14 protein-coding genes and 1 tRNA gene are annotated in these 14985 nt (G+C 49.2%); 1 reads left to right on the top strand and 14 read right to left on the bottom strand.

Annotation, left to right across the window (positions count from 1 at the left end; translation table 11 throughout):
- Positions 1 to 142 precede the first annotated feature (142 nt).
- From WH45_RS00200 to WH45_RS00190, 3 genes are all read right to left on the bottom strand, one after another.
- Positions 143 to 1711 (bottom strand): peptidoglycan DD-metalloendopeptidase family protein, encoded by a 1569-nt coding sequence (locus WH45_RS00200; protein ID WP_046212396.1) that lies wholly within the window; start codon positions 1709 to 1711, stop codon positions 143 to 145.
- 364 nt (positions 1712 to 2075) lie between these two features.
- Complete coding sequence (locus tag WH45_RS00195; RefSeq protein WP_046212395.1) at positions 2076 to 3362, bottom strand: adenylosuccinate synthase; 1287 nt, start codon at positions 3360 to 3362, stop codon at positions 2076 to 2078.
- 307 nt (positions 3363 to 3669) lie between these two features.
- Positions 3670 to 4065, bottom strand: coding sequence for a GNAT family N-acetyltransferase (locus tag WH45_RS00190; protein ID WP_046212394.1), 396 nt, complete (start codon positions 4063 to 4065; stop codon positions 3670 to 3672).
- Between the two features lie 227 nt (positions 4066 to 4292).
- Here WH45_RS00190 and WH45_RS00185 point away from each other — a divergent pair, with 227 nt between their 5' ends.
- Positions 4293 to 4661, top strand: a complete 369-nt coding sequence (locus WH45_RS00185; protein WP_046212393.1) for a DUF2512 family protein — start codon at positions 4293 to 4295, stop codon at positions 4659 to 4661.
- A gap of 118 nt (positions 4662 to 4779) precedes the next feature.
- On the opposite strand, the gene dnaB is transcribed toward WH45_RS00185, so the two are convergent.
- From dnaB to WH45_RS00130, 11 genes are all read right to left on the bottom strand, one after another.
- Entirely contained in the window at positions 4780 to 6138 is a 1359-nt protein-coding gene (dnaB, locus tag WH45_RS00180) for a replicative DNA helicase (protein WP_046212392.1), read from the bottom strand.
- Positions 6139 to 6140: 2 nt separating this feature from the next.
- A complete protein-coding gene (gene rplI / locus WH45_RS00175; protein ID WP_046212391.1) occupies positions 6141 to 6584 on the bottom strand; it encodes a 50S ribosomal protein L9 in 444 nt (147 codons plus the stop codon).
- Positions 6581 to 8572, bottom strand: a complete 1992-nt coding sequence (locus tag WH45_RS00170; protein ID WP_046212390.1) for a DHH family phosphoesterase — start codon at positions 8570 to 8572, stop codon at positions 6581 to 6583. Before WH45_RS00170 ends, rplI begins: the two co-directional genes overlap by 4 nt.
- 11 nt (positions 8573 to 8583) lie before the next feature.
- A complete protein-coding gene (locus tag WH45_RS00165; protein WP_268748559.1) occupies positions 8584 to 9477 on the bottom strand; it encodes a DUF2232 domain-containing protein in 894 nt (297 codons plus the stop codon).
- A 136-nt stretch (positions 9478 to 9613) separates the two neighbouring features.
- Complete coding sequence (locus WH45_RS00160) at positions 9614 to 10072, bottom strand: CBS domain-containing protein (RefSeq protein ID WP_046212388.1); 459 nt, start codon at positions 10070 to 10072, stop codon at positions 9614 to 9616.
- Between the two features lie 147 nt (positions 10073 to 10219).
- Positions 10220 to 11242 carry an LCP family protein gene (locus WH45_RS00155; RefSeq protein WP_046212387.1) on the bottom strand — a complete coding sequence of 341 codons (1023 nt, stop codon included), beginning with the start codon at positions 11240 to 11242 and terminating at the stop codon, positions 10220 to 10222.
- A 360-nt stretch (positions 11243 to 11602) separates the two neighbouring features.
- On the bottom strand, positions 11603 to 13225 hold the full coding sequence (locus tag WH45_RS00150; RefSeq protein WP_046212386.1) for a copper amine oxidase N-terminal domain-containing protein: 1623 nt from the start codon (positions 13223 to 13225) through the stop codon (positions 11603 to 11605).
- Positions 13226 to 13527: 302 nt separating this feature from the next.
- Complete coding sequence (rpsR, locus tag WH45_RS00145) at positions 13528 to 13803, bottom strand: 30S ribosomal protein S18 (protein WP_017815433.1); 276 nt, start codon at positions 13801 to 13803, stop codon at positions 13528 to 13530.
- A gap of 21 nt (positions 13804 to 13824) precedes the next feature.
- A complete protein-coding gene (gene ssb, locus WH45_RS00140; RefSeq protein ID WP_046212385.1) occupies positions 13825 to 14319 on the bottom strand; it encodes a single-stranded DNA-binding protein in 495 nt (164 codons plus the stop codon).
- 38 nt (positions 14320 to 14357) lie between these two features.
- Positions 14358 to 14645 (bottom strand): 30S ribosomal protein S6, encoded by a 288-nt coding sequence (gene rpsF, locus WH45_RS00135; protein ID WP_017815435.1) that lies wholly within the window; start codon positions 14643 to 14645, stop codon positions 14358 to 14360.
- A 247-nt stretch (positions 14646 to 14892) separates the two neighbouring features.
- A tRNA-Ser gene (locus WH45_RS00130) sits at positions 14893 to 14984 on the bottom strand.
- Between the last annotated feature and the right edge of the window lies 1 nt (position 14985).

Here is a 14985-nt window from a genome sequence, read left to right as displayed (position 1 = left end):
GGTAGTCACCTCATACCTGCTTTGATTCTTTTATTTTACCATATTCAGGGCTATAAAAAATGCAGCTTCTGGATTGCTCCTCCGAAGCTGCATAATGTACAGATTAGATCTCATCGCTGAGATGGTTTTGTTCAGGCTTTATTTAGCGCAAATAGGAAAGAGGATTCTGCAGCGCACCGCCGCTATGAATCTCAAAATGCAGATGCGTACCGGTTGAATGACCGGTATTGCCCATGACGCCGATATGCTGCCCCTGCTCAATGACAGCGCCATTGCTGACATCAATCTGGCTCAAATGGCCGTACAGCGTCTCATAACCGTTGCGGTGATTAATGATAATCACATTGCCGTATCCGGTCATCGTACCGGCATAAGTGACTACGCCATCATCAGCCGCCATGACTGACGATCCGCCGACGATATCGATACCTTTGTGCATCCGTCCCCAGCGTTGTCCAAACGGACTGGTCACTGTGGCACCGCTGGTTGGCCAGATAAAGTTACCGCTGCCTTCACCGACGACCACTTTGGTTCCTTTGATAATAATCTTCGGTGAAGCTTCCTTGACGACTTCCTGACCGACCCATTCTTCACGTACCATCTGGCCGTTCTCTTTGGTGACGCGGTAGTCGATCCGCTTCAGACCTTTGCTGCCGGCAGAGATCACTTTGGATTCACCGGCACGCATGCTGTCGCTTTTACGAATCTCTACAGAAGGTTCGGTAACGACCTGTTCCGAATAGTCTTCGACTGTTGTTACCGTGATCGGCGGCTGAGGCACGGTCAGTGTCAGTTCATCGCCGATCTGCAGGGAAGTTTCCTTGATCCCCGGATTGTTGTCGAAAATCTCCTGCTGGGATACATCATATGCGGCTGCAATCGAGCTGATTGTATCGCCTTCCCGCACGGTATACGTAAGCGGCGACTCCACGCCGGTCAGCATGACTTTGGCCAGTTCCTTGCTGCTCAGCAGCTTTTGCGGATTGGCCTTGATCTCTTTGGAGGTGACCTGCTCATTGAGCTTGACCGATTCCAATTTATTTACTTTTTTGCTGTAGGCATAACTTTTGGTCAGCTTTTTGACGGAAGCTTTACTGAGGTTTTTGGCAGCTGCTTCCGCTTTACGGGTATAGTTGGTTTGTACCAGCTTGAGTGCCTGATCGATCGTCTTATGATCATCAACAACGCCGATCGTTTTGCCTTTGACAATGACCTGTGTACCTTTGGCATAAGCGGTTAGCATGCCGTCTAGCTGCTTGAGTGTAGTGGTAGAGTCCACCTTGGCTTTAAAAGCTTTTTCCTCGGTTGTCGTAATGCCGTTCGTATTCAGTACCATGGTGGCATCCGGATATTTTTTCTGATACTCGGCGCGCTTCTCGTTAAAAAGTTTGTCCAGTTCGGACTTTTGCAGAACGCTGCCGATCGCTTTATCTTTGACATAGACAACATAATACGATGTCGTATTGGCTGTGACATAATGAGTACCCGCCAAAACAAGCCCGCCTGCTACAGCCACACTGGCTGCTGCAATCATCAAACGACGGCGCACTTTGTTTTTCCCCTGGCGGATCGAATCGACTGTAAGAGTGTACCACTTTGGCGATTGTGACTCCTGCTGCTCGGCAGGCTGATCCGTATTCTGGTGTTCACTCCGGGAAGCCTGCTGCGCAGGTTCATTTCCCGTTCCCCGTTTACCTTTCAAACCTTTCATGACCGTCTCCTTTTGTGCTGCTGCATAGTTCATTTTCATTATTTAATGGTCTTGTTCCGATAAGGACACCTGCATAATTGCCTGCTGATCGGCGTCCTCGCGGGAAAAGCACCTCTAAGGTCAATATCACGTAAATTATGAAGAATTGTAATCAAAAAGTGTCAAAAAATTAACCTTTATAACTCCCTGTTTACTTTACCATAATCCCGCCAAAACTTTCAACTTTCGCACAATTGTATCACGCTCATCTGTAACCCTTCTTCCATGCAAAAAGGCACCCCATAGGGTGCCCTCTTGTAATCCGCGCTGTCTTGCTCTCTATCTATGGACAGGTAGCAGTTTATAGTGATCTGTTCTGATGAAATTAAGAATAAATGGGTGCGACCAGATTCGTCTGCTCACGGTTACGTCCAACCGAGAAGATCGCGATCGGAATACCGGTCAGCTCGGATACGCGGTTCACATAGTTGCGTGTGCTTTCCGGCAGTTCTTCCAGCGTCTTCACACCGGTGATATCCTCGCTCCAGCCTGGCATTTCTTCGTATACCGCTTCACATTCGGCCAGCATTTTCAGGCTTGCCGGGTAATGGGTGATGAACTCACCGCGATATTTGTAGCCGGTACAAATTTTCACAGTATCGAGGCCAGTCAGTACATCCAGAGAGTTCAGGGACAGACCGGTGATACCACTGACACGGCGCGCATGGCGTACGACAACCGTATCGAACCAGCCCACACGGCGCGGACGCCCGGTAACCGTACCATACTCATGACCGGTCTCACGGATCTGATCGCCTACCGCATCATGCAGCTCGGTAGGGAAAGGGCCGTCTCCGACACGGGTGGTGTATGCTTTGGCCACGCCGATTACCTGCTGAATCTTGGCTGGACCTACACCGGAACCGATGCAGACGCCGCCGGCAGACGGGTTGGACGAAGTGACAAACGGATACGTACCCTGATCGATATCGAGCATGACGCCCTGGGCGCCTTCGAACAGCACTTTTTTGCCTTCATCAATCGCATCGTTCAGTACCACGGAAGAATCGCGTACGTACGGACGCAGTGTCTCGGCATAACCGAGGTAATCCTGCAGGATCGATTCGACGTCGACAGGCTCGCCGCCGTATACCTGAGTGATCATCTGGTTTTTCTCCTGGACCAGATGACGCAGCTTCAGTTCGAACTCTTCCGGGTCCATCAGGTCAGCGATACGGATACCCGCACGAGCGGCTTTGTCCATATAACAAGGGCCGATCCCTTTGCCGGTTGTACCGATTTTGTTCGGGCCTTTGCGTTCTTCTTCGAGCTTGTCCAGTACCATATGGTAAGGCAGAATCACATGCGCACGATCGCTGATTGTCAGGTTCTTGGTGGAGAATCCGTTCTCGTGCACATAATTGATCTCTTCGATCAGTGCTGCCGGATTGATAACCATACCGTTACCAATGACGCAAGCCTTCTCTTCATAGAAAATACCGGATGGTACCATAGTCAATTTATATTTTTTCTCATTAATCAGAATCGTATGTCCTGCATTGTTACCACCCTGGTAACGTGCAACCACATCAGCTTTTTCTGACAGATAGTCGGTAATTTTACCTTTGCCTTCGTCTCCCCATTGCGTTCCCACAACGACTACAGTTGACATCGAATCATTCCTCCGTAGGTGTATGTACACCGTATATTTGGGCTGCCCGTTCCAACACATATAATAAATGGACAGCATGAAAACCTCCATGCGAGGAACGGTCAGGCGGACGCATTCTTGATTAACCGTTTCGCGGGCGGAAGTTCATCCCTTATTGGTGAGCTGAGTATTGCATATGACAGCATACTGACATAAAAAGGGCTGTCACGCTTTACCGCAGCATTAACAGTGTAACAGGAGCGTTTTACAAAGTCAAACAAAAAGCGAACAATACTATGCGCCAAAAATAACATTGTTCGGAATTAATTCATTCCTTTCGCCATACACCGCCATTCCCTGTTGTAAAGCCGCATTTTTGATAAAAGGACGTATGCTCGCTGGCAAAGGTCACCGTCACAATCTCCGGCCCATTTCGACTGGCCTGCTCCAGCAGAGTCTGCACCAGCCGTTGTCCAATCCCCTGTCCCTGTGCTTCCGGATGTACGATAATATCCTCCAGATAGCCATGCTGCAACCCCATCCCGCACATATAACCAAAAGCTATCAGCTCACCGGAATCGCTTCGGCAGCCTGCATGGAACAGACAGCGCTCCAGCAGTGCCGGATAATCCTGTTCACGCCGATCCCAGCCAATTGCCTGACGCAGATCGGGCACTTCATGCGTCTGCAGCGGCAGATTGATTATTATTTTCGCCGTCTTCAAAAGATAACCCTCCCTTGACTATAGATGACTTTTCTCCACGGATACGATCCGTTGTTTTCCGAATTCATTCCTGCCTGGATTGCCTGTCCAGCTAACTGCTCATCCTGCTCCGGGATGGAAAATGGACAGCGATTTGTATGAGAAATCAGGAATTATATGTTTAATTCTGCAATACAGGTTTATTTATAATTAACCACAATTCAAGAACACACAAGGAGGCATACCACATGGATAAAATTCTGACCAAACTTGTCGTCAATGGCGTAGTTGTCATTGCTTCTCTGATGCTGCTGAGTAATGCAGGATTCTGGGGCTCGCTGGTAACCGTCGTCGTTCTGGGAGCACTTGCCTATGTCATTGGGGATATGCTTGTTCTGCCTGCTACCAATAATACAATCGCTACAGTATGTGATGCTGTACTGGCTTATCTGGTACTTTGGGCCGCTTCGGCCATGGCAGGATGGACCATGTCGTTTGTAGACCTGCTGGTTCCAGTCGTTATTGTCGGTGTATTCGAATATGTATTCCATATGTGGCTGCTGCGTGACGGTATCCCGGGACGCACCAGAAACATCAGTTCGAATTCCAGCCTGTAATCATAGGTTATCATTCGTTTCCGATAATAAAATTATAGTTTATGAAATCATGAAAAGACCCTGAAATCTGCCACTGGCTGTGCTGCCTTGGCGGAATTCAGGGTCTTTGCTGTATCTTCTATCCTGCGAACATATCCGACTGGACACGTTCGTAATTGACGAATTTATTGAAGTTCTTGAGAAAGACCAGTTCGACAGTACCGACCGGACCATTACGCTGTTTGGCAATAATGATCTCGATGATATTCTTCTTCTCGGTCTCCTGGTTGTAGTAATCGTCACGATACAGGAACGAGACGATATCGGCATCCTGCTCAATCGAACCGGATTCCCGAAGGTCGGACATCATCGGACGTTTGTCCTGACGCTGCTCGACACCACGGCTGAGCTGAGACAGGGCGATTACCGGTACATGCAGCTCACGGGCGATCTGCTTCAGTGTACGGGAGATCTCGGAGACTTCCTGCTGACGGTTCTCGCCCGCTTTGCCGCGGCCGGAGATCAGCTGCAGGTAATCGATTACGATCATGCCCAGGCCTTTTTCCTTTTTGAGGCGACGGCACTTGGCACGAATCTCGGAGACCGTAATCCCCGGTGTATCATCGATGTAGATCTCCGCTTCGGACAATGAGGCAATACCCATCGTGAGTTTCATCCAGTCTTCTTCCTTGAAATCACCGGTACGCATCGCATTCGCGTCCAGATTGGCTTCCGCACAGATCATACGCTGTACGAGCTGTGCTGCTGACATCTCCAGACTGAAGATGGCGACGGTCTCTTTGGCACGAACCGCAACATTTTGTGCAATATTCAGTGCAAATGCCGTCTTACCTACCGATGGACGGGCTGCCACGATGATCAGGTCACTCCGCTGAAAGCCAGCCGTCATTTTATCCAGATCAATAAAGCCGGTCGGAATACCAGTCGTGTTACCGCTGTTCTCGCTGAGTGTCTCCATCTTCTCGAAGACTTCCATCAGTACGTCTCGAATAGCGATAAAGCCGCTGCCGGTTCGGCGGTTGGAGATCTCCAGAATCTTGCGTTCCGCATCGCCGAGCATATTGCCTACATCTTCGCCACCGGTATAGCCTTCGCTGACGATCTGGGTAGCGGTACGGATCAGACGGCGAAGCATGGATTTCTCTTCAATAATCTGTGCGTAATAGTCTACGTTGGCTGCGGTCGGCACAGCATTGGCCAGTTTGGCCAGATAGCTGACGCCGCCGATATCTTCCAGCTGCGAACGATCCTGCAGCAGGGAGGTCAGTGTGATCAGGTCAATCGGCTGATTCTCTTCCCCCAGATGAACCATTGCTTCATAGATCAGCTGGTGGGTTTTGTCGTAAAAGTCTTCGGTGTCTACTCGCTCCATGACGCTGATCAGTGCTTCGGACTGCAGTAAAATAGCGCCCAGAACCGCCTGCTCAGCCTCCAGATTCTGTGGGGGAACCCGGTCGTAAAATATCTCGCCGCCCATGCTTATTCCTCAGTCACTTGAACTTTAAGCGTTGCTTTTACTTCAGGATGCAGCTTCACGGTGACCTGGGTTACACCCAGTGTACGGATCGGCTCCTCCAGTTCAATTTTGCGCTTATCGATCTTGTGTCCCTGTTTGCCCAGTGCTTCGGCAATCTGCTTGCTGGTGATCGCGCCGAACAGACGGCCGCCTTCACCGGATTTGGCTTTCAGCTGAACCGTTACTTCTTCCAGCGTTTTGCCGAGTGCTTGAGCCGCTTCTTTTTCTTCCTGTTTCTGTCTTTCGACAGCAGCAGTCTGGTTCTCCAGAATCTTCACATTACCGCCTGTGGCCGGTTTGGCATGGCCGTTTTTGATCAGGAAATTCTGTGCGTAACCATCGGATACTTCCTTGATATCCCCTTTTTTACCTGTTCCCTTAACATCTTTTAGCAAAATAACTTTCATTCGAATAACCCCTCTTCCTCATTCATTTGATTCAATACTTCGAGCAGCCGGGCTTCCGCATCGGCGATCCCGCCTTCCAGCTGAACCGCCGCATTGGTCAGATGGCCGCCACCGCCCAGCCGCTCCATAACGACCTGTACATTCATCTTGCCAAATGAACGTGCGCTGATCCCGATCAGCCCGTCCATTCGCTCGCTGATGACAAAGGACGCATAAATATCATTCATGTTCAGCAGCGAATCCGCCACCTGCGCAATCAGCAGCTGCGGCACCTGTTTGCCCTGACCGGTTACAGCCAGTGCTACATGATCATGGATCACCCGTGCCCGCTTGATAATCTCTGCTTTGGCAATATATTCAGCCAGATCTTCCTTCATCATCTGCTGCACCATAACGGTATCCGCACCATTACGGCGCAGGAAGCCTGCAGCCTCAAAGGTCCGTGAACCGGTATGAAGCGCAAAGTGCTTGGTATCCACCGTTATCCCTGCCAGCAGGGATGTCGCTTCCAGCGTCGTAAACTGTACTTTATCATGAATATACTGCAGCAGCTCGGTGACCAGTTCGCAGGCAGACGAGGCATATGGCTCCAGATAGACCAGCACCGCATCATTGATAAATTCCTCGCCCCGGCGATGATGATCCACCACCACGACCCGGCGCGAACGATCCACCAGCTTGGGTTCAATGGTCATTGAAGCTTTATGCGTATCCACGACGACCGTAAGCGTACGCTCGGTCATTATGTTCAGCGCATCCTCCGGTGTAATAAACCGGTCTGACAATCGCTCATCCCGGGAAATGCGGTCCATCATTTTCTCAATCGATGGATTCACATTATCGAGCACAATATAGGCTTCCACCTCATACATATCGGCAGCCTTGAGCATACCGATCGCTGCCCCGATTACGTCCATATCCGGAATCTTGTGCCCCATGATCAGCACCTGATCACTGTCCAGCATCAGATCACGCAGTGCATGAGCGATAACCCGCGCCCGGACGCGTGTACGCTTCTCGATCGCATTGGACTTACCTCCATAAAAGGAAAGTCGCTGATCTGCCTTCACGGCTGCCTGATCACCACCGCGGCCAAGTGCCATATCCAGACTGGACTGGGCCAGCTCCCCGAGCTCACTGATCGTCTTCGTACCAAAACCAATACCGATACTGAGGGTCAGCGGTACTTTGAGGTCAGCCGTCATTTCACGAATCTCATCCAGAATCACGAACCGGCTCTGTTCCAGCTCACGCAGCGATTTCTGGTTCAGCAGCAGCAGATAACGCTCAGAAGACAGGCGGCGCACATAGATCCGGTAACCTTTGGCCCAATCCGTGATCCGGGTCGCTACACGGGCGATCAGGCTGGCACGCTGCTGATCGTCCATCCCCTGGGAAGCCTCGTCAAAGTTGTCCAGGAACACGATACCGACTGCCAGACGCTCTTCATCATAACGCGAGCGCATATCCGCATATTCGGTAATATCCTGAACATAAATGAGCCGCTCATCCGGCAGCACGATGCATTCGAGTGTCTTGGCTTCATGCTCCAGTTCAAAGCGTACTTCCTTGGTACCGTCCTTGCGCGCTTCCCTGGCAGCCTTGTAGTGATCCTGAAATTGTACGAAGCACTCTTCCAGCGGCGTGCCTACCAGCGTCTTGCGGCCGAATAAGCCGGCAATATAGCGGTTATGCCATTCGATGGAATACTTGTTGTCGTATAAAATAAGACCAAAAGGAAGCGTACTGACCGCTTCCTCCTCAACCCGCCTGATCCGAAAAGATAATCCGGCAATATACTCCTCCAGCTCCCGGCGAAAGGCAAGCTCTGAACGAAGCAGGACCGTAGCGAAAAGAATTACGCAGCAGAGCGCAACCAGTCCGATGATCCAGTTGAACCAGGACAGCACTATTACCAGCCCCAGCATAAGCAGAGATGCCCATACTGAACGGTAACCATGCCAGCGGTTTAACAAAAAATTAGGCATCATTCATCACCTTACCGTTTCGGTCTTGTAATATACTCGCGGAGCGGAAATGCCAGATCCAGAATACCAATGATACGCAGTGGTGGAATCAGCACAACGACAATGGACAACAGGAATGGCAGGAACGAATTCCATTTCCGGTGATTGGCCCAGAAGAACACAAAGCCAATCGTCTGGATCGTAAAGGCGATGTGAATCAGCGGCATAAAGTTCAGCACAACGGCAGCCAGTACACCGGTCATATTCGCACTTGCGATAAATTCCAGGAATACCGCAATCAGATAATACCAGATCATCGAGCTTGGCAGACGCCAGTCGCGTGCAGGCTTGAGACGCGGTACGGAATACCCCATGCTCTCCAGTAGCGGACGGGATACCGCATGTGTAATCACTGCCATGGTAAAAGAAGCAATGATCAGGGCACACGGAATCAGCATCAGCGTATAATTGCTCAGCCCGATAATATACTCCGGTGTCAGAATATCATTCAGTTCCGGATTCACATCAGCCATGGCTTTCATGGGCGCTACCGAAATCTCGATCACATCCCGAATATAAGCACCCAGACTAAAATCAAAAATAGCACGGGCCACCACCAGCAGTACGAGTAACTCGATCAGCGTCGTAATGCCGCCGGCAATAATAATACGCAGGGCAGGCGTGAACTTTTTGTACATTCTTCCCATGACAATACCGGGAATCATAAAGAACACGCCCAGTATGGGCAGAAATAATCCGGCCTGTCCGGCAATAATGAGCGCAACCAGCCAGACGGGAACCATGTGCATAATAAATTGGCGCAGGGTTAATGTCGAATACAGCACAACGACAGGCACGATCAGAAATAGCATACCGATGATTCTTACAGAAGTTATTAGAGATAGCAGCAGAAGCAGGTAAGCCATGCTCCATGCTATGGATGTCCAGCGCAGTTTCAAACGATTCACCTCTTACGCACAAGTTGTTCGGCGCCTCTAAAAAAGATTTACTCATAATTATAGCATAGACGCCGATAATCACGCACGGGTTTATACAGAAGAACTACGACATGTTCATGTCTTTGGACATTCTGTTTCGCTCAGGCGTGTACTCTCCACCGCGAACAAATTGCTCGCAGTACTCGATAATCTGACTGCGTCGAACGATACCGATAAATCGGTTCATATCGTCCACTACCGGTACAAAGTTCTGTACCTTGGCCAGATTGATCAGGTCTTCCATATTCGCATCAATGGATACCGGCTTGTCATCCCGCTGCAGCGGCACTTCGGACAGCTGGAATTTCGAAGCGTTCTCAAAAGTCGCTTTGCCATCCGAATTTTTCATAAACCACAGCAGGTCGCCTTCCGTAATTGTTCCTACATACTTGCCGTCCTTGTCCAGCATCGGGACCGATGTGTAACGGTGATATTCCATTCTTTCCAGCGTCTGACGCAGCGTCGAATTAAGGGTGACACAAACGACCTCCTGCTTGGGCAGCAGAAAAAACGCGATATTCATGCAAAAACCTTCCTCCTCGCAATCTGAAACATTGCAATTGTATATTCCACTCATGATGCCGTGAATCTATAGTTCTACGAAGTCCCCTGTGCAGGGGTACTCTTCTATTTTAAGCGATAAGTATGACACAATAAAGCGATTATGATATTACTGCACCTGAGATTGTGCTTCTGTATTTACCGGCGTGGCGTTTTCCCGCTGATCGGCTGCCGGCTCCGGTCCCTGCGGACTCATCCACTGATCAATCAGATGCTTGGCTTTTTCCAGTTCTTCCTCATTCGGCACATCATAATACACGCCGTCGATATACTCGCCCTCTCCCGAGATTGTAAAGGAAGTAATCTTGGGATCGCCGCCGCGCATAATTTGACTGGCCAGTCCGGTCAACATTTGTGGACGCATATCGGTCTTGAAATTATTGCCCATAATGTTCAGCAGCTCCGGAATCTGATCAATCTGGTTTAGCTGTACCGCCTGATCAGTAATCGCCTGCAAAAAGATCTGCTGACGCTTGGTGCGGTTAAAGTCACTGTCTTCCCGGTAGCGCACATAATACAACGCATCCTGACCGGAATAGATCGGTTTATTGGCCTTGATCGTGAACTTCTCATGATTCGGATCACGGTTTACAATATCTTTCTCAATCGGCAGCTTTACGCCGCCCAGTGCATCGACTGCGTTCACCAGCCCCTGGAAATTGACACTGGCGTAATAATCGAGATCTTCATCCAGAAAATGCTCTACCGTGTCCATCGTCATCTTGATCCCGCCAAAGGCATATGCATGGTTGATCTTGTCCATACGGTCTCTACCAATAATCTCCGTATACGTGTCTCTTGGAATGGATATCAGCAGGATTTCCGGTTCCATCGGACGTACAACAGCATAGATGAGCGTGTCCGAACGTGCTTTTTCATTCTCGCGCTGATCACTGCCGACCAACAGAATGGAAAATGGCTCTGTCATGACCACACTCGGTTCTTCCTGTTCCTGTTCGCCACCGGTCTGACGTACAGGCTGATAAGTCTGCTCCAGCTGACTCTCCAGAGTATCCGCTACGAACCAGTCAAACATCTTGGCCGAGATCGGCTTCCACCATAGGAGCAGGCTGCACGCGATAATTACTACAGCAGCAGCAACCCCGGACAGGATCTTTTGCTTTTTCGTCATTCTTCCATTCCTCATTTCGAGCAGACGTATATTCCTACTTCATTAAACGCCTCATACCAGCGATGACACAGATGAGAATATTTTGTTCCATTTCTTCAGTTTCGCTTAAAGCTGGATGAATTGCAAGCCTATGACAGCCCGGGTTATGGAAAAAGAATATCCTGCTCATCTATCTACTATTATATAGTAGAAACTGGTTTTGTCCGGGCTGCCTCTGCTGCCGGGAAGCCTCCCTATCTCCACTTTAATCACTGCACACAAAAAGCCTGCTGACTTTGTAGAATCAGCAGGCATTTTAGCAATCTTAATAGATCATAAAGATAAGGACAGGCATTCCAGAAAGATCATGGTTGTATTGAATTACATGGATTTGGTCAGGGTAATTGCACCGTTAGACTTGTTCCATTTTACATCCCAACCGAGCAGCTCGGTGATGGAGCGCAGAGGAACCAGCGTTCTGCCGTCACTGTTTACCATAGAAGTCGCTTCAAGCTGCTGCGTCTTGCCATTTACATTAACCGCCGTTTTGTTAATCCAGAACTTCATTGTGTCTTTACCAGCCATTACGGTAACTTCACCAGCGGATTTGTTCCATTTCACTTTGGCGCCAATGCCTTCTGCCAGATAGCGCAGCGGGATATAAGTCGTACCGTTTTTCACTACGGGCATCGTATCCATCATGGTTGTTTTGTCGCCAATTTTGAGCTGCTTGCTGTTCAGCTTCATCCATACGGTCATCATCGAAGCATTGGCTGGTTTGGCTGGTGCCGGAGCAGCTGCCGCTTTGAATTTATCAGGATACTGCTTGACGATTGCTCCGCCCAGCGCTTCACCGATACCGAACATCGTTTTGAATCCTTCACGATCCGCTTTGTAGGCAGCAGCATACTGTTTGGACGCATACTGGTCGATAACGGATTGTACCTGCTTCTCATGAGTCATTAGTGCTTTCGCAGCTGCGCTTGCTGGCAGATTGTTAGCTGTAGCAGCTCCGAGGAAGGTGGAGAATTCTTTTGTAAAATCGGTAATGCGGTCTTTGACAGCCTGCAGAGACGTTTTATCTCCTTTTTTCAGCGCTGTCACATAATCGCTCTGTGCTTTGATGTGATTGGTAACCCAGATTTGCTCAAACTGGTTGCCGCCTTCTGCTCCGTAGATGGAAGTGATCGCTTTCTTGAAGGCTGCCGTATTGGCTGCTTCAGCTTTGATCAATGCAGCGGACTCCTTGGCATTACCGTTATATTGTTTTTGCATTTGCAGTACGGACAAGGCAAAATGTTCTGCGGCGAGATGGTTCAGCGCCGAGCGCAGATCCGCTGCCGGTGTATCGACCGATCCATTATTGAACTTGGCAGGATTCTGGGCGACGATCGCGCCGGACAGAGCTTTACTTACCGTAAACATGGTCTCGAATCCTTCACGGTATTCCATGTATGCTCCGTTGTAGTCACCGGCTACATACTTCTCGAATACATCCTGTACCTGGTCTTCATGCATGCGCAGTGCCTGTGCAGCTGCTTTTTGCGGCAGTTTGCCTTCTGTAGCCGTTGCGAGGAATTTGGAGAACTCATCCACGAATCCCTGTACTTCAGCTTCGGCTTTTTTGATGGCTGCCTTGTTGTTCATTTTGGTCGCTTTCACGAGGTTATCTGTGTATTTGTTGTGGGCACGGAAGATTCTTTCGAATTCTGCTGCGCCTGCTTTTCCGTAGATCGCTTCAATGGCCGGCTGCATGTCCAGTGCGTTCTGATCCAGTGCATCATAAGCCTGCTTGGCATCAGGTGCGCCTTCATACGCTTTGGTCATGGCTACAACCGCCAGTGCGAAATGTTCGGATAGTAAGTAATCCAGGCCTGCACGAAGATCGGCTGCCTTGGTGCTAACCGTTGGTGCTGCAGTTACCGGTGTCGCTGCAAATGTGCCAGCTGCCGGAAGAAGTAGAGAAAGACTCAATGCGGGTACGATCAATTTTTGAATTTTCATAGTGTAGGCTCCCTATTGTAAGTGAATTTTGTTTTCTATTTCTGTTTTGCCGTCCATGATTGGATAAACGGGCGCTTTTCATTTTTGGATCACTTTGTTTATTTTTTATATTTATAATCCGGTATAATCCACCCGCAATCACCCTGCTTTGGGTTAGAAAATAGCTGGTTCCTTCGCTTGTTCTGCCTGGATTTGGGCAAAACAAAAAGCGCACAGATGAAGATCTTCAATAAAGAAGATTTCCTTCTGTGCGCTTTGGATCGGAGTACGGTCAAGCCGCTGCTCCGAATCGATATCTGCTACTATTCAGTAGTGTATGGCAGCAGTGCGATTTGACGGGAACGTTTAATCGCGATAGTCAGCATACGCTGATATTTTGCACTTGTACCAGTCACACGACGTGGCAAGATTTTACCACGCTCACTGATAAATTTACGAAGCAGGTCCGTATCTTTATAGTCGATGTGAGTGATTTTGTTTACAGTGAAGTAACATACTTTACGGCGCTTGTTACGGCCACGGCGTCCGCCTGGACGTCTGCCTTCTCCATCTCCGCTTTCACGTCTATTAAAGCTCATCTGATTCATTCCTTTCCGTTTTTAAAATGGCAAATCATCATCGGATATATCTATCGGTTTACCGTCATCGGAAAATGGATCCTGATTGTCACGTGAGTAGCTGTTTCCATTGCTGCTGCGGTTACTGTTATTGCTGTTACCGCCGCCGTAAGGTGCTTCCTCACGATTGCCTCCACCAGTACTGTTCCCTCCATCACGGTTGGACTCCAGGAAGCGTACATTATCAGCGATAACTTCAGTAACGTAGACACGTTTACCTTCGTTATTCTCATAGTTACGTACCTGAATGCGTCCTTCAACCGCTGTTAAGCGGCCTTTCCGCAAATAGTTGGCGCAGGTCTCTGCCAGTTGTCTCCATGTTACGACCGGAATAAAGTCCGCTTCGCGCTCTCCACCCTGGCTCGTAAAAGGACGATCCACCGCCAGCGTAAACTGCGTAACAGCCACACCCGCAGGTGTGTAGCGAAGTTCCGGGTCTTTGGTCAACCGTCCGATCAAAATGACACGGTTCAACAATCCAATCCCCTCCTCAAACGAGTTTACAATTCAATTTCTTATTTTGTTACATCAACAGTAATGAGATAACGAATAACATCGTCAGAAATTTTCATGATACGCTCAAGTTCTGCAACAACAGCTGGTGTAGCTGTGAAGTTAACAAGAACATAAATACCATCACGAATTTTCTTGATCTCATACGCAAGGCGACGCTTACCCATTACATCGTGCTTCGTAATTTCGCCGTCAGTTGTAATGATGCCTTTGAAACGCTCGTTGAGTGCTTCAACTGCTTCTTGCTCCATTTCTGGACGCAGGATGTACATTACTTCATAGTTGCGCATAGTTTTCACCTCCTCTTGGACTAAGGCCCCTGATCAATGCCAGGAGCAAGGATCGAGCACAAACTCGAACCCTATTAGTCTATCAGAGATAAAGTATAAACACAAGACATTTTTAATAAGAACTGCCATTAAATAGCCAGATAAAATAAAGAAGCTCCACCGCAGAAAACTGCAGCAGAGCTTAGTCACGATGTTTGCCGCGCTCCAGTGCTGAGCGCTATATATATGTAGCAAAATCAATATGGGATGGCGGAGAGAGAGGGATTCGAACCCTCGCACGCCCTAAGACGCCTAACTGATTTCGAGTCAGTCCCCTTATAACCGCTTGGGTACCTCTCCG

It is taken from the genome of Paenibacillus wulumuqiensis (assembly GCF_000971965.1).
Taxonomy (GTDB): Bacteria; Bacillota; Bacilli; order Paenibacillales; family Paenibacillaceae; genus Saccharibacillus; species Saccharibacillus wulumuqiensis.
Note: the sequence above shows the minus strand (reverse complement) of the source record. Positions and strands in the feature narration are given on the sequence as shown.

Coding starts and splice junctions, on each gene's coding strand:
- WH45_RS00200 (WP_046212396.1), bottom strand. CDS start 1,711: ATGAAAGGTTTGAAAGGTAAACGGGGAACGGGAAATGAACCTGCGCAG.
- WH45_RS00195 (WP_046212395.1), bottom strand. CDS start 3,362: ATGTCAACTGTAGTCGTTGTGGGAACGCAATGGGGAGACGAAGGCAAA.
- WH45_RS00185 (WP_046212393.1), top strand. CDS start 4,293: ATGGATAAAATTCTGACCAAACTTGTCGTCAATGGCGTAGTTGTCATT.
- dnaB (WP_046212392.1), bottom strand. CDS start 6,138: ATGGGCGGCGAGATATTTTACGACCGGGTTCCCCCACAGAATCTGGAG.
- rplI (WP_046212391.1), bottom strand. CDS start 6,584: ATGAAAGTTATTTTGCTAAAAGATGTTAAGGGAACAGGTAAAAAAGGG.
- WH45_RS00170 (WP_046212390.1), bottom strand. CDS start 8,572: ATGCCTAATTTTTTGTTAAACCGCTGGCATGGTTACCGTTCAGTATGG.
- WH45_RS00165 (WP_268748559.1), bottom strand. CDS start 9,477: ATGGCTTACCTGCTTCTGCTGCTATCTCTAATAACTTCTGTAAGAATC.
- WH45_RS00160 (WP_046212388.1), bottom strand. CDS start 10,072: ATGAATATCGCGTTTTTTCTGCTGCCCAAGCAGGAGGTCGTTTGTGTC.
- WH45_RS00155 (WP_046212387.1), bottom strand. CDS start 11,242: ATGACGAAAAAGCAAAAGATCCTGTCCGGGGTTGCTGCTGCTGTAGTA.
- WH45_RS00150 (WP_046212386.1), bottom strand. CDS start 13,225: ATGAAAATTCAAAAATTGATCGTACCCGCATTGAGTCTTTCTCTACTT.
- rpsR (WP_017815433.1), bottom strand. CDS start 13,803: ATGAGCTTTAATAGACGTGAAAGCGGAGATGGAGAAGGCAGACGTCCA.
- rpsF (WP_017815435.1), bottom strand. CDS start 14,645: ATGCGCAACTATGAAGTAATGTACATCCTGCGTCCAGAAATGGAGCAA.